Here is a 20,189-nt window from a genome sequence, read left to right on the forward strand (position 1 = left end):
CTCGCCAGGTCCGACGCAAGGACAATACCGACATGAAGTAATCGACCCACCCCAATCAAATTAGGAGATTTCTAGAAACTCCCGGTTGATTCCTACGCGCGGTGAAAGCTCTGCTTAATGCCGATTGAATTAGCTACTACGTAGTCTTTGAAAACGCTAATTCTCAACAGACTTTCGACACCGGACACGGACATTGTCAAATTTCCATCGGCAATGACCTACCGCGCCTCTCAATCGAAGTTGACGACGATCATGTAGCAGAAAGCCGAGCACCATGCGCAACGACAATTGGAAGTATTGCAATGCGGCGTCGCACTTCCTCGTTAGTTAAAGCTCGCCCAGCCGGCGCGGCAACCCAGCCTGCCTTGGGACTTCGCGTTCCGCTGGTGGCCTTGCTGCAGGCACTGTCGGTGGCCGAGCACTTGAACTTCCGTCACGCGGCCGATGCTTTAGGCGTCAGTCAGTCGTCCGTTAGCACGCGAATCAAACAGCTCGAACAGGAGCTTGGTGTTCAGCTGTTCGAGCGACGTCACCGCGGCGTCCGGTTGACGGAAGCCGGGCAGCATTTTCTCGAACACGTCGCTACTGGAATTGAGCACCTCGATCATGCTGTGAGGACGGCGGGTGCGATTGCCCGAGGAGAGCGGGGACGGCTGCGTATTGGTCTATACTCTTCAATTTTTGCGGGCTATCTCGCAGAGCTGCTGGGGCAGTTTCGCGGACATTATCCAACGGTCGATTTGCAGATCATGGAGGGGCGAGCGCGCGACACCATCCGGGCGGTCCGCGAAGCACGGCTCGACGTCGCCTTCGTCGTCGGTGTGCCACGGGTCGTCGATTGCCATTCAAGACCGCTATGGACCGAAGCCCTCTTCGTCGTACTGCCTGAGCAGCATGCTCTTGCCGAAGCGGAAGGGGTGACGTGGCCTGCACTTTCCGGCGAATCCTTCCTGGCTCGCTCCGGTGGTCCGGGGCCTCAGGTTCACGACCATATTGTGCTGCGCCTCGCCGGCCATTGGTGCCAACCTCGCATTCAGCGCTTTGATGTCGAACGGGACACGCTGATGTCGATGGTCGCACAAGGCTATGGCATTACCTTGACCAGCGAAGCGGCAGCGCAAGTACCGTTTCCCGGTGTTGCTTTCCGGCCCATTCTCGACGAAACGGAATTAATCACCTTCAGTGCGCTCTGGTCACCGCACAATCGCTGCCAAGCGTTGCTTCATCTTCTCGCGCTGGCTCAGCAGAAGTCCGAGGGCCGACTACTCGGCATTTGATGATGGATTTCGTCGTGTCTTTGCAAAGACTCGAATGACTACGCTCTCCGGATACGGCTCATTTTCGCACGGCATTCTTCCGACCGCGATTGGGCTAAGACCGCGGCGGCGGATAATGCCCGTAGAATCAATGCGCGCTGTTCGTTGAAGCGACACGGGCCCTTTCGTTAAGATAGGATGAAAAGGTGAAAGGATGTCGGATCAGCATAAGGTAGGGTGTTCCGTTATTGGAACCATCGAGCAGTCGGGGCATTCGAATTAGGCTGCCGAGATGGCAGCTGATGTCCACACACCGGCATGCATGTGCAGTTCGGCGGCGCCATCGAAGTCGTCACGATTTCGAAGGGCGCATCGCAATCTCTCAGCGGATTTAGAGTTATGTTCAGCGTTAAAGTCATTGCTATAGCTTTCCTCTTCGGGACGGCAGGAATCGCAGCAGCCAGGGCCGAATGCGAGATCGCCGCGGAACGTGTCAATGACATTGGAACACCCGTTGTCATTAGATTAGTGAGCAAACGGGTTCGGCTGCTAGCGGTTCTGGCTGTTTTTTCGGCGGATTGATCCAGGCCGCGGTCGGGAGAGCTGGCGGCTTTGGGGCGACGCCCTTGAAGCGGATGGAGTTGGCCACGAAGGCGGCCTCGAGTGTGATTGCGCGTTTTCTGGTCATCGCCGCGGCGGTGCCATCGTGAACGGTGGCTGGGGTCATCAGGCCGATTCCACCGTGGCGGTGTTCGTGATTGTACCATTGGAAGAAGCGTCGGCAGTGTGCGCGCGCGTCCTCAATGGAGCCGAAGCGTTGCGGGAAGTCGGGTCGGTATTTCAGGGTTTTGAATTGTGCCTCGGAGTACGGGTTGTCATCCGAGACGTGCGGGCGGCTGTGGGTCTTGGCGACATCGAGATCGATGAGCAACGCGGCGACGGCCTTTGATCGCATGCTGGTGCCGCGATCGGCATGGAGCGTCAGCGTTCCGGGCAAAATGTTTTGTTTCGCCACGGTATCGGCGATGAGTTGCTCGGCGAGCTCGGCCGACTCCCGATGAGCGATCAGCCAGCCAACGACATATCGGCTGTAGATATCGAGGATCACGTAGAGATGGAAGCATGTCCATTTCGCCGGCCCCTTCAGTTTGGTGATGTCCCAGGACCACACTTCGTTGGGCCGGACCGCCAGGAGCTCGGGCTTGGTGTAGGGCGGATGGACGCGCTGACGCCGGCGCTCACCGGTTTGACCGCGGGCCGCCAGCAGCCGATACATGGTGCGGATCGAGCCGTGATAGCAGCCCTCATCGAGCAGCGTGGCGTAGACCGCGGCTGGCGCCATGTCGGCGAAGCGCTCACTGTCGAGAACGGCCAGCAACAGATCCTGCTCGGCAATCGAGAGCGCCAACGGAGGCCGTGCCCGCGATACGCGCTGCGGCGTTGTTGCAGTGTGCCGGTTGCGATCGCGGTACACGAAGCCGCGGTTCAGCGCGAAGGCCTGACACGCATTCGTCAAACCGACAACGGAGGCGAGTTCAGCGACGGCTTGCATCACGCGTCCCCGCTGCGGTCGTCCGCCGTCGGCAGATCCAGGGCAACGCAAAGTTTTTTTTGGGCGTCGATGATCAATTCGGCGCGCTCGAGCTTGTGGCGCAGCCGAGCGTTGGCGCGCTCCAACTCTTGGATTTGTCGTGCCGATCCATCCGGCCTTGGCCCACGCTTCTTTGGCGCCAGCGCCGCGCGGTCGGCCCCACCAACCTTCTTGCGCCAAGTCGAGATCATCGAGGAGTAGATGCCCTCGCGCCGCAGGAATGCCCCCAGCGTACCGGCCTGCTTGCACCGCTCGGCCTCGGCGAGCAGCAGCCGCTTCTCACTCTCGGAGAACTTGCGCCGCCTGGCGATCGCCACGACCTCCGGGTCAAGACGCGCCGCTTCCGGCGAGACCGCCTCTCCAGTCGCCCTTCGGGCTCCTTCCGCGACGGTCTCGCCGGAAGAACCAGATAATCCATTCAAAGAAGACTTCAGCGATGCGGCCATGTTCATGTCCTACCTGTACTCTAAATTGCCCGAGACAGGTGTTCCACTTCTCATTGGCACGGGGGGCCGACGCCAGATTGGAAGAGGCCATTCAGCAGAACCCCCGCCTTCGAGGGCCGGCCAACAGTCAGTCCGTGCGGGACTTGCGGAGCTTGCGCGATGCCGCATTCACGCTCCGATCGTATGGGCGTCATGAGGATTGTGAGCGTCTCCTTGCGAACATCCGGGAGTTGATCGCCGGCCCGCCGATGGGCTCTCTGGGAGACAATGACGAAGAAGAGGCCGACAAGCAAAACAGCGCTCGCGAGCCAAAAGTCCATCGCGGGGCGACGCTGGGCAGTCGCGACAAGAAAGACGCCAAGCCGCTCCTGAGAATCGATGAACTTACGCCGGGCTTGAGGACCGACGAAATGATCGGAGCAGAAGTCCGGAGCTCAGACGACAAGATCGTGGGCGAGGTTAGAAACATCGTATTCGGCACGAAAGACGGTCGGGATTATGCCATCGTCGCTTCGGGTGGATTCTTCACGGCGGGCCAGGACAGTATCGTTGTGCCGATCAAATCTCTTATGGTTTCGCAAGATCGCTCGAGCTTCTTTCTGCCGATTTCCAAGGAGATGATGAAGGCCGTGCCGCTCATGCCGGACCGAGGCTATGCCTGGCTGTCTGATCAAAAATGGCGAACCCATAACGACACCCTGTTCGGGGCGCGCTGAGCACCACTCGGCGGCCCTCCTGGGGGCCGCCCGCCGCCTCTTACGGCGATATTCTAGAGCCCGCGGATAAACGCGGCGGCAAGAGCGGCGGCAACGTCCTGTGCATAGTCGTCAGGAAGTTGGCGTGGTAGGCTCGACAAAGCTCCCCGTATCGTCAACATGCCGGTAAAATCTAACCCTATCAGGTTGTCAAGTTTATGCCTTCCGAACCGAGACCCTCCCCCGGGGCCGACTATAATGAGTTCCGTCAGGATGAGCTTCCGTATCGTCGGCGCCAGCAGGCTATTCTTCGGGAGTTTGGAACCGTCGCGTTACAGACCCGAGACTTCCGACACATCCTTCAGCAGGCGACCGAACTAAGTGCCCGTGGTCTCGGATGTTCGTTCGCGAAAGTTTTGGAATATCTGCCGAATGAGCAGCGCTTGATCGTGCGTGCGGGCATCGGCTGGCCCGCGGGTACAGTGGACCACGTATCGCTCGGCGCGGATATTGAGTCTCCAGCCGGCTTTGCCTTTCAGACCGGCCAATCGGTCATATCCAATCATTTGCAGGAAGAAACCCGCTTCCGAACCCCTGCACTTTTGGCCGAACAAGGCATCAGACGCGCGATCAACGTCATCATCCGACGCGGTGGCGAGGGTAATACACCGTTCGGTGTCCTCGAGGCTGATAGTCCGGATTCTGGCCAATTCGACGACGCGGACGCGGATTTTCTGGCGGGTTTTGCTGGCCTGCTTGGCATTGCGATTGAGCGTCAGCATGCAGACGCCAAGCTGCAGGAAGCCCTCGATAAACTGCAGCAAGCCCTCGATCACGAGGCGCTATTGACGCGAGAGATGAGCCACCGCGTCAAGAACAGTTTGACCTCAGTCGTTGGACTTCTGCGAGTCCAGGCCCGCGGCTCAGATTCCGTCGATGTGAAGAACGCGTTGGAAAACGCGGCGATGCGTGTCGCGTCGATCGCGGAGGTTCATGACCATCTGTGGCGAGGTAGCAAGGTTGGATTTGTCGATCTCTCCGATTTTGTCGGGCACCTATGCAAAAATCTTCAGAATTCCGCACCGGAACACTCGATACAATGCTATTCCGATCCTATTATCATTTCAGCAGACAAGGCAATTCCGTTAGGACTGCTTGTCAACGAACTGGTGACGAACGCCGTCAAATATGCTTACGTCGATGGACCTGGTGTGATCAGGGTCGATGCGCGAGAAATTAACGGGCATCTGATTATTGAGATTTCCGACGAAGGCCTGGGCCTGCCTGATGGATTTGATATCAATCATCCACGGAAGACGCTTGGCTTCCGAGTTATCAATGGCTTGGTCCGGCAATTGGTTGGCGAACTAAACATCTCAAAAAACATACCAAGGGGATCGCTATTCACGATAAAATTCGCGCTCGATCCCCACTAGATTTCAACTTTGATGAGCGAGTTGAAACAAAACCCTCTGGCGTCAGTTAGCTTCATGAAATCTCATGAGGGTTATTTATGCATCCAACCGTGACGCCGGCCTGTATTCTCGTGGTCGAAGATGAAACGTTCATTCGCATGGATGCGGTTGAAATAATCCGGGCAGCCGGGTTTGACATTTTGGAGGCGACAAACGCCGACCAGGCCATTCGAATGCTCGAACTTCACTCCAGCATTCAGCTCATCTTCATTGACATGCCAGGATCCATGAATGGTTTGAGACTGGTGGCAGCGGTCAGAGACGGTTGGCCACCCGTCAAGATCATTGCGACTTCCGGATATTTCAAGGTCAAAGCTGGCGATCTTCCCTCGGACGCCCGTTTTATCTCCAAGCCCTACCAACCAGCCCAACTCATCAGCGCTATTCGCGAACTTACTGCCGCCGCGTGATGCCACTCGCGATCGCTCGGCAAAAATCCGAGGGCCGCTTACTCGGTATTTGACGACGGATTTCGTCGAGCCTTTGCGAAGACCCGATCGGTCGCCATGAATCGCTCGAGCATCGGCGCGATCAGTTTAACCGGTTCGATCGGTCCTGCGGTGCCGGTGGTTCGTGCCAACAACTCTCCATAGGCGACGAGATCGCGGTGAACCGATGCCGGCAATTCGACGCTGAGCTTGACCGGTCTGTCGTCGAGAAGCGAGCCCAGTTTGAGCTTGGTCATTTTGCGGCATCCTGATTGTATGGTGCCAGCACCAGGTCGCGGTTGACGATCACACGGACCGGGAATCCGGGACGGATCGTGAGCGTGGGTTGGATATCGAGGTTTCGACTGACGACGCGTTGCCCGACCTGATTAAAACTCTGTGAGCTGCCACGGCGGATTGCCTGGACGACATCGTCCTCGCTGCCGCTGGTGCCGACTTCGGAGCCGACGCTGAGCAGCGTCGAGAGCATCGCTGCCTTGAACAGCGCACCCCAATGGTTGTCGACCTCGTCCTCCAGTCCCGAATACCCGGCGGTGTCGGCGCCGGGCTGGCGCTCCAGTACGATCGATTTGCCGTTCGGCATGATCAGCCGGGTCCAGACCAAGAGGACGCGTGACTGACCGAAAGCGACCTGGCTGTCGTACTGGCCGATCAGCCGCGCTCCTTGTGGAATGAGAAGAAACTTGCCGCTCGGGCTGTCATAGACGTTTTCCGAGACCTGGGCGGTGATCAGGCCGGGCAAGTCCGAGCGGATGCCGGTGATCAGCGCGCCGGGAATGACGGTACCGGCCTGCACCACGTAAGGCGAGACCGGAGCTGCCAGCCGGTCGGGGCTCGTCGTCCGCCGATCGACCGAGGCGTTGATGAAGGCGAGTTTCCGGTCCTGGCCGTTCTGCGCGAAGGTCGAGTCGGCTGAAGTCTGCGTGTTGGGATTCAACACTGCGCTGGCTTCGGGTGGTGTTGCCGACGCCGGGGTTGGCACGATCGGAGGCAGTTCTCGGGTGTTGGTCGATGCAAACAACCGGCTCAACCGCGCCGCCTCGATCTCTTGGTCCCGCCGCTGCGCCTCCGGATCCGCCGCGGGTGCAGCTGGGATGACCGTGTTCGATGCCGCGCCGGCGTTGAGCATGGGCCGCCCGAGATCGCCGGGCAACGGCGGGCCGAGCGGCGTCGCTTGGCGCGGGATGCCGGCGTAATCCCGTGGCAGTCCGGACAATCCATCGGCCTTGGTGCGATGCTCTGTGCTGTAGAGTTCTTCCGGCGCATCGGCACGATGGCGATTGTTCTGCAGCGCCCAGAACACCGCGCCGGAGACAGCGACCAGCGCGATTGCCGTGCCGGCCATCAGCACCTTGCGCGAGAGCCGCGTCACCCGCGGTCGCTCGGGCCGGATTTGAAACGCCGCGACCGGATCGCTGGCCGGCCGAAACGCGTCGGAGGCGTCGTCCTGTCGCCGGTCGCGATTCATCAAAGCCTCCCGTCGGTGCGGGAGATACGGACCGTCTGCTGGTGGTCGCCCCCAAGCCGCAACTCGGCGGCGCCGAACAGCCGGTCGACGATATAATAGTTTTGCCGGACGCGATAATTGACGAGTTGACCGTCGCCTTCAGGTCCGATGACGAACAGCGGCGGCGCTTCGCCCTGCCCGATCCCGCGTGGCATCTCGATATAGACTTTTGAGCCGTCGTCGAAGGCGGACAATGGCCGCCAAGGCGGATTGTCGCCGGTGATCGCGTAACGGAAGCGCAGTTTGGAAACCTCGATGCCCTCATCGATCGGTGCCGCGGTCAAGGCGGCTGCGTTGTGGCGTCGCAGCGCAATGAGCTGGTCTTCGGGATACTGCCAGGACACCGAGGCCATGTAGGTCTTCTCGGTCGAACGCAGTTCAAGGAAATAGGTCCGCCGGTCGGTGTTGATGACGAGGTTGGTGACGAGATCGGGACGGGTCGGCTTGATCAGGATGTGGACCTTCTTGGAGGCGCCGGTCTCGCTCTCGGTGTCGCCGATGATCCAGCGCACGGTGTCGCCGGCAGCGACGGGCCCGGAGCCGGTCAGCTGCTCGCCAGCTTGGAGCGCCACATCGGTGATTTGGCCAGGCGCCGCGTAGACCTGATAGAGCGCGCCGCTGGTGAATGGATAGACCTGCACGGCGTTGATAAAGCCGTTGCGTGCCGGCTGGACCCGTGCGGCGGCATTGGCCTGATTGACGCGCACGGCCGGGTCCTTCGCCTCGGGCGTGGGTTTGCCGCGCGCCAATGGCTTCAACTGACCGGGTAGCGGCAGCGGTTTGGCGAGTTCGACGACTTGCACCGGCGCTGGCGGATCGCCGAGCAGCACGGCGGGTTCTGCCGGATCGTCGAGCGCGATTTCCGGCGGCTTTTGGAGATGCGAGCAGCCGGCAAGCATCGAAGCGGACATCAGCAGCAACGCCGACGCGGCCCTCACTGACGACGTCCGGGCGAGCGGGTGCGGAGCGGGCATAATGTTGTTCAGGAAACGCGAATTCATTGTCCAAGCTCCTTCGACCAGCTGATGGCGTTGACGTAAACTCCGAGTGGGTTCTTGCGCAGACGATCGGCGTCGTGCGGCGGTTGAATCACGACTGTCAGGATCGCGGTCCAGCGGTCGGTTGTGGCGAGCGAGCCATTCTCGTAGGCGCGCTGAATCCAGGCGACGCGGAAACTATTCGGCGAAGCGCGGATGACGCTGGAGACCTCGACCGAGATCTGCATCTTGCCGAGATTGGCGAACGGATCATTGGTGCGGGCGAAATCGTTGAGCGCGGCGGCGCCGCGGTCCGTGGTGAAGTCGTACGCGCGCAGCCATTGTTGGCGCAGCACGACCGGATCGACCGGCAGTCCCCTGATATCCTCGATGAACCGCGCGAGGTGATAGGCGATCTGCGCCTCGGTCGGCTGATAGTCGATGGCCGCGGGTGCCACCGCCTGCGCCTGACCGAGGCGATCGACCTGCACCACCCAGGCCGTGACGCTGCCGCGCAAGGATTGCCAGACCAGACTGCCCGCCAGACCCGCCGACAGCATCAGCGAGCCGAACGCCATCAGGCGCCAGTTCTTGGCCTGGACGCGGGCCGAACCGATGCGTTCGTCCCAGACTTGCGTCGCCTTCTGATACGGTGTCACAGCCTGCGGCGTGCGACCGTAGCGGACCGATGATCTGCGAAACATCGACTATTCCCCCTCAGAGAGATTGACGGAGGCTCCGCCGCCGCCATGATCGCCGGAGCGAACAGCGTGTGCGGCAGCGGACGTCCCGTGGTTGATGGTTTGCGCGCGCTTCATGCGGCGCGCCCAGGCCGGCGGTTCGCCGGCGGATGATGCGGCTCCGCCGGCGTCTGCCGAACTCCCCTCACCTGCCGCGGCTCGGCCTCCGGCCTCGAAGCTGCTCTTGAGGTTTTCGGCAGCGCGGAGCAGCGGGCTGGTTACAGCCTCCGCTCCTTTGGAGAGGCCGGTCGTTGCCAATCCCGATGCGCCCCCGGCACGAAACGCTGTCGTGGCGCCGCCGGCCAGTGCTGCGCCGCCGCGCGCGGCGCCGGCCGCAATGCCACCAGCCGCGGCCAGTCCGCCGCCGGCCATGGCGGTGCCGGCAACGCCTGCAGCAACAACGCCACCACCCGCTGCGGCCGCGCCGACAGCCGAGCCTGCGCCAAGCTGCGGACCGCCGGAGACGAGGCCATTGGCAATACCGGGGCCGAAGATCCCGAGGCCGAGCAGCGAGAGCGCCGCGAGCACCATCGCCATCGCGTCGTCGATTGATGGCGGGGTAGCAGCGACCGATGTGAACTGCGAGAACAGCGTCGAGCCGATGCCGACGATGACGGCGAGCACCAGCACCTTGATGCCGGACGAGATGACGTTGCCGAGCACGCGCTCGGCCATGAAGGCGGACTTGCCGAACAGGCCGAAGGGAATCAGCACGAAGCCCGCCAGCGTCGTTAGCTTGAATTCGATCAGGGTGACGAAGAGCTGGATCGCCAGGATGAAAAATGCCAGCAGCACCATCACCCAAGCCAGCAGCAACACCGTGATCTGGATGAAATTCTCGAAGAAGGCGATGTAGCCCATCAGGCTGGAGATCTGCTCCAACAGCGGCCGACCGGCGTCGAGCCCGACCTGGGCGACGCGGCCGGGGCGCAGGAAGTCGGCGGCGGAAAGTCCAGACCCGGCAGCTTTCAGGCCGAGACCAGAGAAGCTCTCGAAGATGATCCGGGCGAGCTTGTTCCAATTGCCGATCAGATAGGCGAAGACGCCGACGAACAGCGTCTTCTTCACCAGCCGCGCGATGATGTCGTTATCGCCACCCCAGCTCCAGAACAGCGCCGCCAGCGTGATATCGATGGCGATCAGCGTGGTGGCGACAAAGGCCACCTCGGGCTGCAGCAGTCCGAAGCCGCTATCGATATATTGGGTGAAGACCGCGAGAAATCGATCGATGACGCCGGTGCCGCCCATGGTTCATTCGCCCTGCCCGGTGGAAACTGATGGCCACCCCTGCGGCACACGGCTCTCGTCCTTCCGCGGATTAACCTCCGCGGCGTTGCCGTTCGGCACCCCCGTTGGAGTGAGAGTCGGAGTCGGTGCGGTCTTCTGCTTGAGGAACTGGCGGCGCCGCTCAGCCCAGATCTGACGACACTTCGCAAGGGCTTCGGTTTGCTCCAATGTCACCGTCCGGCAGCGGGCGAGTTCGGCCGCCAATGGATCGATCTGCTCGGCTGCGGGCGACGCGGTCGGTGTCTGTTCCGGGTCGCGTAGCGGAATGGTGCACGCGACAACGATGAAAGTGACCGTTACAACGCCCGCCAAAATCGTCAGTTGGTTGAATCTGCTGCGCATCGTCATGGATGAAACATCGCCACGTTGGAGGGCTGATAGCCGGTGCCGGGGCTGAGGAAGCGGCGGAGCTGTTCCCTGGCCTGATCTTGCGCCGCGGCCTGCTGGGCCGCATGAAGCGACTGCGCGCGGCCCTGAGCGGCCACTGCCGCGGTGAGATCGGCGAGTTGCTGTGCCTGCAGCGCGAGGAGCTGGTTGCCTGCTTGGGTGGCCTGAAGTCCGCCGGTTGCCGTCTGGCTCGAGGTCACCAAGGCCGACATCTGGGTGCGATTGGTGTCGAGATTGCCGACCACGCCGGCCTGCACCCGCAGCGCATCCTGCAGCGCCGCGACCGAGTTCTGCCAACGCGTCTGGGCGTTGCCGATCAGCGCCTGGCTGGATTGGCTCGCATTGGCGCTGCCATAGGTGGTCTGAAAGGCGTGATCGATCTGCTGGACGTTGAAGGCAATGTTCTGCGCCTGCGCAAGAAGCTGCTGTGTGCGCTGGATCGAGGATTCCACCTGTTGCAGCGAGGAATATGGCAGGCTCGCAAGATTGCGCGCCTGGCTGATCAGCATCTGCGCCTGATTTTGTAACGACGTAATCTGGTTGTTGATCTGCTGCAGCTCTCGTGCGGCGGTCAAAACATTCTGCGCATAGTTGTTGGGGTCGAACACGACCCACTGCGCCGCAAGCGGTGGCGCCCCGAGGATGAGCGACAATGCGACGGCGCTTGCCGCCGCCAGGTGACGGAGCTTGATCATGTTGGAAACTCCAGGTTGCGGAGATCGGGGATGAGGTCGGCGGCCCAGCCGGCGTCGCGCCGGCGGAGCCATTCGCTCACAAAGCCGTCCCGCCCATGCTCGGCGAGCACGCGCGCGATCAAGGCCTGGTCGGCCTTGGAGGACGCAGCGCAAAGAGCCAGCGCAATCGCGCCGAGGCCGAGCTCGAACAGCCGGTTGCCGCGGCGCGACTGGCAGTAATAATCGCGCTTCGGCGTAGCACGCGCCAGAATCTCGATCTGCCGATCGTTGAGGCCGAAGCGCTGATAGACGGCGGATATCTGCGGCTCGATCGCGCGCTCGTTCGGCAACAACAGCCGCGTCGGGCAGCTTTCGATGATGGCGGGCGCAATCGCCGAATTGTCGATGTCGGACAATGACTGAGTAGCGAACACGACGGAGGCGTTCTTCTTGCGTAGCGTCTTCAGCCACTCCCGGACCTGGCCGGCAAAGCCCTCGTCATCCAGCGCCAGCCACCCCTCGTCGATGATCAACAGCGTCGGCCGGCCATCGAGGCGGTGTTCAATGCGATGGAACAGATAGGCGAGAACGGCGGGCGCAGCGGCCGTGCCGATCAGCCCCTCGGTCTCGAACACCTGGACCGGGGAATCTCCCAGCCGTTCGGTCTCAGCGTCGAGCAACCGACCGGACGCCCCGCCAATGCAATAGGGCTGCAGCGCGCGCTTCAGCGCCTGCGCCTGCAGCAGCACCGACAGGCCGGTCAGTGTGCGCTCAGTGTCCGGCGCCGAAGCGAGCGAGGTCAGCGCCGACCACAGATGCTCTTTCACCTCCGGTGTGGTGGTGATGCCCTCGCGAGAGAGGATGTTGACGATCCAATCCGCGGCCCAAGCGCGCTCGGGAACATCGGGGATGCGCGACAGCGGCTGCAGCGAAAGAGAGCTCGAGGCGCCGTCGGTCAGATCGCCGCCGAGATCGTGCCAATCTCCGCCCATCGCCAGCGCGGCGGCGCGGATCGAGCCGCCGAAGTCGAAAGCAAAGATCTGATTGCGCGGATAGCGTCGGAATTGCAGCGCCATCAGTGCCAGCAACACCGACTTGCCGGCGCCGGTCGGACCGACCACCAGGGTATGGCCGACGTCGCCGACGTGAAGTGAGAACCGAAACGGCGTTGCGCCTTCGGTCCTGCCGAAAAACAATGCCGGCGCCCCCAAATGCTCGTCTCGCGCAGGGCCGGCCCAGACCGCGGACAGCGGGATCATGTGTGCGAGGTTGAGCGTCGAGACCGGCGGCTGTCGGACGTTGGCATAGGCATGGCCGGGTAGCGATCCGAGCCAAGCTTCGACCGCGTTGACGCTCTCCACCATGCAGGTGAAATCGCGTCCCTGGATCACCTTCTCCACCAGGCGGAGCTTCTCATCGGCGACACGAGGGTCGTCGTCCCACACCGTGACGGTTGCGGTCACGAAGGCCTGGCCGATCGCATCGGATCCCAGTTCCTGCAACGCCGCGTCGGCATCCAACGCCTTGTTGTGGGCATCGCTATCGATCAGCGTCGAGGCTTCGTTGGTCATCACCTCCTTCAGGATCGCCGCGATCGATTTGCGCTTGGCGAACCATTGCCGGCGGATCTTGGTCAGCATCCTGGTCGCGTCGGTCTTGTCGAGCATGATGGCGCGGGTCGCCCAGCGGTAGGCGAATGCGAGCCGGTTGAGCTCGTCCAGAATCCCGGGGGTGGTCACCGTCGGAAACCCGACGACCGTCAGCACGCGCAGATGGGACTGTCCCAGCATCGGCTCCAGGCCGCCGGTCAACGGCTGGTCGGCCAGCAGAGCGTCGAGATACATCGGGATCTCCGGGACGCGGACGCGCTGGCGTTTGGTCGAGACGGTCGAATGCAGATAAGTCAGCGTCTCCTCGTCATCGAGCCATTTGAGTTCGGGCATGAAGCCCTCGACAAGCCCGAGCACCCGGTCGGTGCGATCGACGAAACCGCGTTGAACTTGCCGAGCATCCTCGTCATCACGGCGATCACGCCCCTCGTAGAGGAATCTCTCGGTGCGCGCGGTGTCTTCCGGCGGCGGCAGATAGAGGAAGGTCAGGAAATAACCCGATTCGTAATGCGCCCCTTCCCGCTCGAATTCGGCGCGGCGCTCGACGTCAACCAGGGCTGACGCCACATCCGGAAAATGGCCCTCGGGATATTTGTTGGCGGGGTAGCGCTGCGCTTCGACAAAGACTGCCCAGCCCGACCCGAACCTGCGCAACGCGTTGTTCAGCCGGCTGGCGACGCCGGCCAGTTCCGCCGGCACCGCGGAATCCAGATCCGGTCCCCGAAACTGCGCCGTCCGCTGAAACGAGCCGTCCTTGTTGAGAACGATGCCTTCATCAACCAGAGCGGCCCAGGGCAGGAAATCCCCCAGATGGGTTATCGATCGACGATACTCTGTGAGGTTCATCATGTGCGCGCCTCAAACGGAAAGATGACCGGGGATGCGCAGATGGCGGCGCACCACATCGACGAACTGCGGATCGCGCTTGGCGGCCCAGACGGCGGCGGCGTGGCCGAGCATTGCGAGCACCAGACCGGCGAGCCACAACCGCAGGCCAAGGCCAAGCGCCGCGGCCAAGGTGCCGTTGAGGATTGCGACCGCGCGCGGCGCGCCGCCCAACATGATGTGTTCTGTGAGCGCGCGATGAACGGGTGCGGCAAAGCCAGAGATGACCTCCTCCATTAGACCAGCGCTCCGCCGCCGAAGGAGAAGAACGAGAGAAAGAAGGAGCTCGCCGCAAACGCGATCGACAGACCGAACACGATCTGGATCAGTCGGCGAAAGCCGCCCGAGGTATCGCCGAACGCCAGCGTCAGTCCGGTGACGATGATGATGATCACAGCCATGATCTTGGCGACCGGGCCTTCGACCGATTGCAGGATCTGGTTGAGTGGCTGTTCCCACGGCATGCTTGAGCCGGCCGCCCAGGCCGGTGCAGCGGTCAACGACGCCAGGACCGTGGTTAGGGTTGTAAAGCCGGTGATCGTCGCGATGGCACGGCGAAGTGGGTGCGGACGATGGATCATGATTGATCTCCTGCGGGTGAAAGGGCGTAGTCGCCGGCGGGCCCGAGCCCGGTGACGCGCATCAGCTCCGTGATCCGGCGTTCCGAGCCGCGGCCGGACAGCACCGCAACGACGTCGATGGTCTCGGCGATCAAGGCGCGCGGGACGGTGACGACGGCTTCCTGGATCAGCTGTTCGAGACGGCGCAATGCGCCGAGCGCGCTGCCAGCGTGGATGGTGCCGACGCCGCCGGGGTGCCCGGTGCCCCAGGCCTTCAACAGGTCCAGTGCCTCGGCGCCGCGGACTTCACCGATCGGGATGCGGTCGGGACGCAGGCGAAGCGCGGCCCGCACCAGATCGGACAGCGACACCACGCCGTCCTTGGTTCGGAGCGCCACCAGATTGGGCGCCAGACATTGCAGCTCGCGGGTATCCTCAATCAGCACCACGCGATCGCCAGATTTGGCGACCTCGGCGAGCAGCGCATTGGTGAGGGTGGTCTTGCCGGTCGAGGTCCCGCCGGCAACGAGGACGTTGTTGCGCGCTGCGACGCCTCGACGCAGCGCCGTGGCCTGCCCGGCGGACATGATGCCGGCGGCGACGTAGTCATCGAGCGTGAACACCGCGACGGCGGGTTTGCGGATCGCAAAGGTCGGCGCGGCAACGACCGGCGGAAGCAACCCTTCGAACCGTTCCCCGGTCTCGGGCAACTCAGCCGAGACGCGGGGACTGCCGGCATGAACCTCAGCGCCGACGTGGTGGGCGACCAGGCGCACGATCCGCTCGCTGTCGGCGGCGGTGAGGCGTTCGCCCGTATCGGAGAGCCCCTCCGAAAGGCGATCGATCCAAAGCCGCCCGTCCGGATTGAGCATCACCTCGACGACCGCCGGGTCTTCAAGGAAGCCGGCGATCGCTGGCCCGAGCGCCGTGCGCAGCATGCGGGCGCCGCGCACGATCGCTGCAGATTGCTGAGTAAGAACCGCCATGTTGCCCCCTTCCACGTCAGGCCGCTAACAGCAGCCCTGTGGTTCGGGGATAATTAGAAGAGGCAGCAACGCCGGCTTTGCAACAACCCTGATGGGGTCAACGTAGCCTGGCGAAGAAATGGCGATGATCGGCGGAATCGCACGTGCTTCAAACCTTGCCTACCGGCGCGACAGCCGCCCACTACATGCAGGTTTATCGATGCACGGCACCGACATCCTCTGACAGGCCGCTCATCACCCCGAAGCGGAAGTTTGTAGGGTGCGCTGTCTGCCCCGGACAGAACGCCGTCCGACGCCACATGGCGGTCAGCAACTCATTGCGTGGGCGCGACGACCGCCGTCTCGTAGAAATCACGTCGGCTAAGTCGGCTTCGCGATGGCTTCCGGCGCGCTGCAGCAATCGATGATCAGCCAGCCGCGATCCCGTAGGATCGTGGTTTCGGCCTCGGTGAAGGCATCCTTCCTCATGGCGATGCACAGAAGGTGTGATGGTCGCGTCATGGCGACGTAATGGAGCCGCAGGCGCCCCAGAAGACGGGGTCCTTCCATCTTGTTCCCCTTTTTGAAGCCGCCGGACCGTGCTCCCAGGAGCCATGCTTTCAACTCGCTCAGATGGTGGTCGTGAAAATAGGACTCCAACACGAGGGTCGCGGTGTGGGTCTCGCCCTTTACCGAATGGATTGAACCGAGGCGTACATGCACCTTGGGCCCGTCGGGCGGGTAGCTGAAGAGATTGTCGGTCCTTGTGGCGACGCTCTCTTCTTCGACCTCCGAGCCGCTGCCGTGCTCTGGCCAGGCAAGAAACGCGTTTGTGGTTGGTGGGGCATTGCCCGCGATGGCCTTGGCGACCGAGACTGCGAGCGCTTTGCCGCTTTCCTCCCACTCGGCCTTCGAAAGATCGCCCTTATGCACGAGGACAAGTTCGATGAGAGCATTGTAGTCTGCCGCTTTACCGTCGAGCAGTTCCTTGACCCGCCTGTGAGGCGACTTCCGACTGTAGAGGCTGAGGTCCGCCCCTGCGATGTCGGCGAGGCGGAGAACGGCGGACGCAGTAGCGTTGACGAGCGAAGATACGTCCCGCAATTTGTTCATCTCAAAGCGCGCGCGCGCAAGGTATTGGGCGAAGGTCGTCTGTAAGGAATCCCGCCGCCCGCATGCCGGATCGAATGTCGGGGCGTAATTTCCAATGAAGCGGGGCACCGGATCGGGCTGCTCCGGTTCCTTCACGACGCCCGCGACGGCCACGAAGACTCCCGCCCGAAGCTCGTTTTCGGTGAACTGTTCGACAAGATGCGCTCCGTAGCGCGGCAGCACATTGCTCATGCTCTCGTCGTCGAAGAGGATCACCGTCGTCGCCTTTGGCTCCGTCTTTACGACCGAGGCGCCGGGACCCGCGCCGATCAATTGCTGCGGAATGACGCCGAGGCCTTTTACCTGGTTAGCGATGGTCTGATTGAAACGGTAGCTCCGCGGAAGGTCGAACCTAATCTGGCTCGGAAACGGATCGGTGTGCGCGCCGGCCTTGTCGTCAACGCTGCTGTAGATCGCCTGATTTGAGTCGCCGAAGCGCTGGCGGCGCGAAGGGTTGTCACCTTCGAGGAAGAGGCGGTGCAGGAGCGCGGACTGGAGTTCGCTGTTGTCCTGCGCCTCGTCGATGAAGACAAGAGGGAACCGCTCTCGCAGAGCGGCCGCAACTTCGGGTCGCGTATCAAGCAGCTCGTTCGCCCAGACGAACATCTCATCGTAGCAAAAATAGCCCGCCTCACTCGACGACTTCGTCGCCGCGACCATCGCACGGGCTAATGGCGTCGCCGCTCCCAAGTTGCCTTTGTTGTCGGCGGTGTAGTCGGCCCTCCCGTACATGAGCGCGAACTCTGTGAGATGGCGGGCTTCCATCGCCGCCTTCCAGTTCCGGCCCAGCAGTCCCATCCGGTGTTTCAGTGCGATTTGCGTGTCGATGGCCTTGATAAGATTGCCTTTTGATCGCAGCCACGGGACTGACAGAAACTCGTTCACGAACGCGTGGATGGTGCCGACGAAATGCGGATAGCGAAGGAGAGCGCCGCCAATAGGTGAGGAACTGAGTTTGGTGCCGATTTCGTTGCGCGCGGCGTTGGTATGCGAAAGCACGCAGATACCCTGTCGGCGCCAGCGCCAGCGATTGGCGAGAATAGCAAGCTTGGCGACGAGAAGGGTCGTTTTGCCGCTACCGGGACAAGCCTCGAAATCCGCGCTGTCCAAGTTGCGGATTGCGGCAAGGCGGCTTTCGTCGTTTCCAACTTTCGCGAAGCCGTCGGGTCCGAGCCCCATCATCTGGGATGCCCAGATGATGTCTTCGTCCGCAATCGTGAACGGTTGCCACTGGGAGGTGCCCATCATACGCTCGCGTCTTCTTCAGGTTCATCACCCGAGCCTCCAGCCTCGGTCTCACTAGGCCCCTCATCCTTGGGCCCTGTTTCAGCGGGCTTTTTCGCCGTGGAGAACGGCTCGGTGACGTGTTCGATCGCCTGCACGATATAGGATGGGAGCTTCTTCAGGAGGTCCGCAGAATTCCACTTCTTGCTTTCAACGAGGTCCTCAAGAATTCCGGCAAGATACTGAGCCGCAATCGCCTTCGATGCCTTGTCCCGTTCGAAGAGCGCGTAGACGTGAGAGGCGAAGGTCTCAGAGCTGAGCCCCTCTCTAATAAGTTCCTTGAAGGCCGGCACAGACTCTTCGATCACGGCCTTCTTAGTCGTCTTCCCGTTGACAAGTTCGTCGTCAGCGAACGCCATGTGCGCAGCGAGCCAGACCTGCGGGCGCATTCCGTGGAGCGCCAAGTCGAATTCGAGGGTCCAGTCTCCGGCAACGAAGGTCTTAACCTTCTGGCACGACGCCTTATCGCGGCGCTCCTTCCGGCGTTCATCCAGTTTGGCGCCGGGGAAGTCCGCCTTCCGACGCCACTGGCGGCCGCCCTTCTTGATCTCGGGAACGTCCTCGCCGTCCTTCAGCTTACCGACAATCCATGGCGCATCGTCCGGCATCACGTCGAGATCGGTAACGCACGCCACAGGCACGCTGATGACACCTGACTCCTCTGGACGCTTCCGCATGAAGATGCGTGCGAAGCGGCCGAGGCCGACACCGCCGACATTTACGAGGGAAACGCCGTAGCGGTGGAAATCTCGGTCGAGCAGGCGAGCGATGACTGGGAGCAGGATCGTCTCGGAGTCACCTTCCACGATCATCACGGCGCGAGCGAAGAAGAGATTCGCCTTGGTCACGTCGAGAAAACGCTCAAGAAAGCGGTAATCTGAGGCGCTGAGCTGCGTGTGCTCCGGCCCCATAGGGAAGGCTTTCCTGCCCTCGATCATGACGAGGTTCTCAAGGCGGATATCGGAGGCCAGGTTTGGGCTGTGAGTCGTGACGAGGATCTGTATCTGCTGGCCATCGGCGCGGACCCTGTCGGCCTGCTCCTGAAGGAACGACATGAGACGGAGTTGCCGCTGCGGATGCAAATGCGCTTCAGGCTCTTCGATCAGTAGAAGCGGGAAGCCGTCGCTTTCGGCGGCGAGCAGCAGCAGTTCGCAAGCCATGAACAGCAGATTGTTTGACCCGAGGCCGCGCGTATATGAAGCGTCAGTGTCATCGGATGCGCTGAGGGCGAGCTCGAGCTTCTCAAGGAGCTGGCGAAGCCGCACGGCGTCGTCCCGGCTGCCGCTGACCGCGATGCGGGCGTTCAGGAGGTCGTTCGCGAACGAGAGCGGTTTCAGGAACTCGTCGTTCAGCTTCTTGCGTGCTTCCTTGATCCCGGCGCTGCCGTCGAAGAGGAAGCTCGCGTAGTCGCCGACGCCGAGTACGCTGAGCTTCGCAGGGTCGGCCGGCGGGCTCGCCTTCGGATCGAAGGCGACACCCGTCTCCTGATCTCCTTGGTGTGCTGGAGGATCTGCGAAAGGCGCGAACCGCGGCCCGCGCTCATCGCCCTTTCAGCATCGCGCAGCGGTCGCAGATACGTCGCGGTCAAGAGCGCGCGGGCCGCTCCCTCTAGTACGGGGCCGTCACCGGCCGCGCCGGTGCGGATCTCCGAGGGTAGCGTACGGCGGGAGACGCCTTCCTTCGTATTGCGCCGAGCATTCCATGTGATGATTAGCGCGGTCTCGGTGACGTCGCCGCCTGGAAGATAAGTCAGGTATTCGGCGAACGCGGCGCGGTCATGGACCGTCAGCGCCTTGAAGGTCAGGCGAATGCAAATCTGCTCTGCCTGCGCTCCGCCAGGCGCCTGATGGAAGTCCGTAGCCTCGACGCGAATCAGTTCCTGATCGCGGGTGCCGAGCACGAGCCGCAGTGCGTCGATGACGGCCGTCTTGCCCCCGTCGTTCTCACCGACGAGCGCCGTCAGGCCCGGCTTAAGCGGGAGCACGAAGGTATCATTGCCCACCCCGAACAGCCGGAAATTCTCGATCCTAATCTCTGAGATATACACACCGTCCCCCGCAACGGAGGTTATCACTTCCAGCGCCGCTTTCAATCAGTGGTGGCGCACGTCGTCATTGCTAGGGAGGGATGAGCAACGGTCGCTATGGTCAATGGTCCCAGAGGCCGCTTCTGACCCTTAGCGGACTCGGCACCATTTCGAATCGTTTCGAGTTTGCCATTTCCATTTTACCTTCTTTCAAATCGGCTGA

19 protein-coding genes are annotated in these 20,189 nt (G+C 62.0%); 4 read left to right on the forward strand and 15 right to left on the reverse strand.

Going from position 1 to position 20,189, the window contains the following annotated elements; all coding sequences use genetic code 11:
- Positions 1-302 precede the first annotated feature (302 nt).
- Positions 303-1,277: a LysR family transcriptional regulator gene (locus tag RBJ75_RS13855; protein ID WP_044404416.1), complete on the forward strand. Its 975-nt coding sequence runs from the start codon at positions 303-305 to the stop codon at positions 1,275-1,277.
- A 499-nt stretch (positions 1,278-1,776) separates the two neighbouring features.
- On the opposite strand, the gene RBJ75_RS13860 is transcribed toward RBJ75_RS13855, so the two are convergent.
- A protein-coding gene (locus RBJ75_RS13860; protein ID WP_411194523.1) for an IS3 family transposase occupies positions 1,777-3,164 on the reverse strand; the annotation gives its coding sequence in 2 pieces (ribosomal slippage) (positions 1,777-2,820 and positions 2,823-3,164; 1,386 coding nt in all).
- Positions 3,165-3,283: 119 nt separating this feature from the next.
- On the opposite strand from RBJ75_RS13860, the gene RBJ75_RS13870 reads away from it, so the two are divergent.
- The 3 genes from RBJ75_RS13870 (at position 3,284) to RBJ75_RS13880 (ending at position 5,873) form a co-directional block, all read left to right on the forward strand.
- Positions 3,284-4,009 (forward strand): PRC-barrel domain-containing protein, encoded by a 726-nt coding sequence (locus tag RBJ75_RS13870; protein ID WP_044404425.1) that lies wholly within the window; start codon positions 3,284-3,286, stop codon positions 4,007-4,009.
- Positions 4,010-4,206: 197 nt separating this feature from the next.
- Positions 4,207-5,424 (forward strand): sensor histidine kinase, encoded by a 1,218-nt coding sequence (locus tag RBJ75_RS13875; RefSeq protein ID WP_044404427.1) that lies wholly within the window; start codon positions 4,207-4,209, stop codon positions 5,422-5,424.
- A gap of 77 nt (positions 5,425-5,501) precedes the next feature.
- A complete protein-coding gene (locus tag RBJ75_RS13880; protein ID WP_044404429.1) occupies positions 5,502-5,873 on the forward strand; it encodes a response regulator in 372 nt (123 codons plus the stop codon).
- A gap of 38 nt (positions 5,874-5,911) precedes the next feature.
- Here the strand turns inward: RBJ75_RS13880 and RBJ75_RS13885 are convergent, their stop codons facing one another.
- From RBJ75_RS13885 to RBJ75_RS13950, 14 genes are all read right to left on the reverse strand, one after another.
- Positions 5,912-6,148, reverse strand: a complete 237-nt coding sequence (locus tag RBJ75_RS13885; protein WP_044404432.1) for a DUF2274 domain-containing protein — start codon at positions 6,146-6,148, stop codon at positions 5,912-5,914.
- A complete protein-coding gene (locus RBJ75_RS13890; RefSeq protein WP_044404435.1) occupies positions 6,145-7,380 on the reverse strand; it encodes a TrbI/VirB10 family protein in 1,236 nt (411 codons plus the stop codon). Before RBJ75_RS13890 ends, RBJ75_RS13885 begins: the two co-directional genes overlap by 4 nt.
- Complete coding sequence (gene trbG / locus RBJ75_RS13895; RefSeq protein ID WP_044404444.1) at positions 7,380-8,393, reverse strand: P-type conjugative transfer protein TrbG; 1,014 nt, start codon at positions 8,391-8,393, stop codon at positions 7,380-7,382. The genes RBJ75_RS13890 and trbG overlap by 1 nt, the downstream gene beginning before the upstream one ends.
- A gap of 23 nt (positions 8,394-8,416) precedes the next feature.
- Complete coding sequence (trbF, locus tag RBJ75_RS13900) at positions 8,417-9,100, reverse strand: conjugal transfer protein TrbF (RefSeq protein ID WP_044404438.1); 684 nt, start codon at positions 9,098-9,100, stop codon at positions 8,417-8,419.
- Positions 9,101-9,103: 3 nt separating this feature from the next.
- The gene (gene trbL, locus RBJ75_RS13905) at positions 9,104-10,384 is read right to left on the reverse strand and encodes a P-type conjugative transfer protein TrbL (RefSeq protein WP_276156469.1); all 1,281 of its coding nucleotides are present in this window, start codon (positions 10,382-10,384) and stop codon (positions 9,104-9,106) included.
- 3 nt (positions 10,385-10,387) lie between these two features.
- Positions 10,388-10,771 carry a putative entry exclusion protein TrbK-alt gene (gene trbK-alt, locus RBJ75_RS13910; RefSeq protein WP_044412813.1) on the reverse strand — a complete coding sequence of 128 codons (384 nt, stop codon included), beginning with the start codon at positions 10,769-10,771 and terminating at the stop codon, positions 10,388-10,390.
- Positions 10,768-11,505, reverse strand: a complete 738-nt coding sequence (gene trbJ / locus RBJ75_RS13915) for a P-type conjugative transfer protein TrbJ (protein ID WP_044412810.1) — start codon at positions 11,503-11,505, stop codon at positions 10,768-10,770. The genes trbK-alt and trbJ overlap by 4 nt, the downstream gene beginning before the upstream one ends.
- Positions 11,502-13,943, reverse strand: coding sequence for a conjugal transfer protein TrbE (gene trbE / locus RBJ75_RS13920; protein WP_044412807.1), 2,442 nt, complete (start codon positions 13,941-13,943; stop codon positions 11,502-11,504). The genes trbJ and trbE overlap by 4 nt, the downstream gene beginning before the upstream one ends.
- A gap of 9 nt (positions 13,944-13,952) precedes the next feature.
- Positions 13,953-14,216 carry a VirB3 family type IV secretion system protein gene (locus tag RBJ75_RS13925; RefSeq protein WP_044412805.1) on the reverse strand — a complete coding sequence of 88 codons (264 nt, stop codon included), beginning with the start codon at positions 14,214-14,216 and terminating at the stop codon, positions 13,953-13,955.
- The gene (locus RBJ75_RS13930; protein WP_044412803.1) at positions 14,216-14,560 is read right to left on the reverse strand and encodes a TrbC/VirB2 family protein; all 345 of its coding nucleotides are present in this window, start codon (positions 14,558-14,560) and stop codon (positions 14,216-14,218) included. The genes RBJ75_RS13925 and RBJ75_RS13930 overlap by 1 nt, the downstream gene beginning before the upstream one ends.
- Positions 14,557-15,525 carry a P-type conjugative transfer ATPase TrbB gene (gene trbB, locus RBJ75_RS13935; protein WP_044412819.1) on the reverse strand — a complete coding sequence of 323 codons (969 nt, stop codon included), beginning with the start codon at positions 15,523-15,525 and terminating at the stop codon, positions 14,557-14,559. Before trbB ends, RBJ75_RS13930 begins: the two co-directional genes overlap by 4 nt.
- 360 nt (positions 15,526-15,885) lie before the next feature.
- Positions 15,886-17,904 carry a UvrD-helicase domain-containing protein gene (locus RBJ75_RS13940; protein ID WP_044412800.1) on the reverse strand — a complete coding sequence of 673 codons (2,019 nt, stop codon included), beginning with the start codon at positions 17,902-17,904 and terminating at the stop codon, positions 15,886-15,888.
- Complete coding sequence (locus RBJ75_RS13945; RefSeq protein ID WP_276156470.1) at positions 17,901-19,205, reverse strand: ATP-dependent nuclease; 1,305 nt, start codon at positions 19,203-19,205, stop codon at positions 17,901-17,903. The genes RBJ75_RS13940 and RBJ75_RS13945 overlap by 4 nt, the downstream gene beginning before the upstream one ends.
- Positions 19,206-19,288: 83 nt before the next feature.
- Positions 19,289-20,032, reverse strand: coding sequence for an AAA family ATPase (locus RBJ75_RS13950; RefSeq protein ID WP_234707281.1), 744 nt, complete (start codon positions 20,030-20,032; stop codon positions 19,289-19,291).
- Positions 20,033-20,189: the final 157 nt, after the last annotated feature.

This window comes from Rhodopseudomonas sp. BAL398, assembly GCF_033001325.1.
Lineage (GTDB): Bacteria > Pseudomonadota > Alphaproteobacteria > Rhizobiales > Xanthobacteraceae > JARJEH01.

What these genes read in the sequence shown, in the direction of transcription:
- RBJ75_RS13875 (WP_044404427.1), top strand. Translation starts at nt 4,207, where the DNA reads ATGCCTTCCGAACCGAGACCCTCCCCCGGGGCCGACTATAATGAGTTC.
- trbK-alt (WP_044412813.1), bottom strand. Translation starts at nt 10,771, where the DNA reads ATGACGATGCGCAGCAGATTCAACCAACTGACGATTTTGGCGGGCGTT.
- trbJ (WP_044412810.1), bottom strand. Translation starts at nt 11,505, where the DNA reads ATGATCAAGCTCCGTCACCTGGCGGCGGCAAGCGCCGTCGCATTGTCG.
- RBJ75_RS13880 (WP_044404429.1), top strand. Translation starts at nt 5,502, where the DNA reads ATGCATCCAACCGTGACGCCGGCCTGTATTCTCGTGGTCGAAGATGAA.
- trbG (WP_044404444.1), bottom strand. Translation starts at nt 8,393, where the DNA reads ATGCCCGCTCCGCACCCGCTCGCCCGGACGTCGTCAGTGAGGGCCGCG.
- RBJ75_RS13930 (WP_044412803.1), bottom strand. Translation starts at nt 14,560, where the DNA reads ATGATCCATCGTCCGCACCCACTTCGCCGTGCCATCGCGACGATCACC.
- RBJ75_RS13870 (WP_044404425.1), top strand. Translation starts at nt 3,284, where the DNA reads ATGCGGCCATGTTCATGTCCTACCTGTACTCTAAATTGCCCGAGACAG.
- trbF (WP_044404438.1), bottom strand. Translation starts at nt 9,100, where the DNA reads ATGTTTCGCAGATCATCGGTCCGCTACGGTCGCACGCCGCAGGCTGTG.
- RBJ75_RS13855 (WP_044404416.1), top strand. Translation starts at nt 303, where the DNA reads ATGCGGCGTCGCACTTCCTCGTTAGTTAAAGCTCGCCCAGCCGGCGCG.
- RBJ75_RS13925 (WP_044412805.1), bottom strand. Translation starts at nt 14,216, where the DNA reads ATGGAGGAGGTCATCTCTGGCTTTGCCGCACCCGTTCATCGCGCGCTC.
- RBJ75_RS13885 (WP_044404432.1), bottom strand. Translation starts at nt 6,148, where the DNA reads ATGACCAAGCTCAAACTGGGCTCGCTTCTCGACGACAGACCGGTCAAG.
- RBJ75_RS13890 (WP_044404435.1), bottom strand. Translation starts at nt 7,380, where the DNA reads ATGAATCGCGACCGGCGACAGGACGACGCCTCCGACGCGTTTCGGCCG.
- RBJ75_RS13940 (WP_044412800.1), bottom strand. Translation starts at nt 17,904, where the DNA reads ATGATGGGCACCTCCCAGTGGCAACCGTTCACGATTGCGGACGAAGAC.
- trbB (WP_044412819.1), bottom strand. Translation starts at nt 15,525, where the DNA reads ATGGCGGTTCTTACTCAGCAATCTGCAGCGATCGTGCGCGGCGCCCGC.
- trbE (WP_044412807.1), bottom strand. Translation starts at nt 13,943, where the DNA reads ATGATGAACCTCACAGAGTATCGTCGATCGATAACCCATCTGGGGGAT.
- trbL (WP_276156469.1), bottom strand. Translation starts at nt 10,384, where the DNA reads ATGGGCGGCACCGGCGTCATCGATCGATTTCTCGCGGTCTTCACCCAA.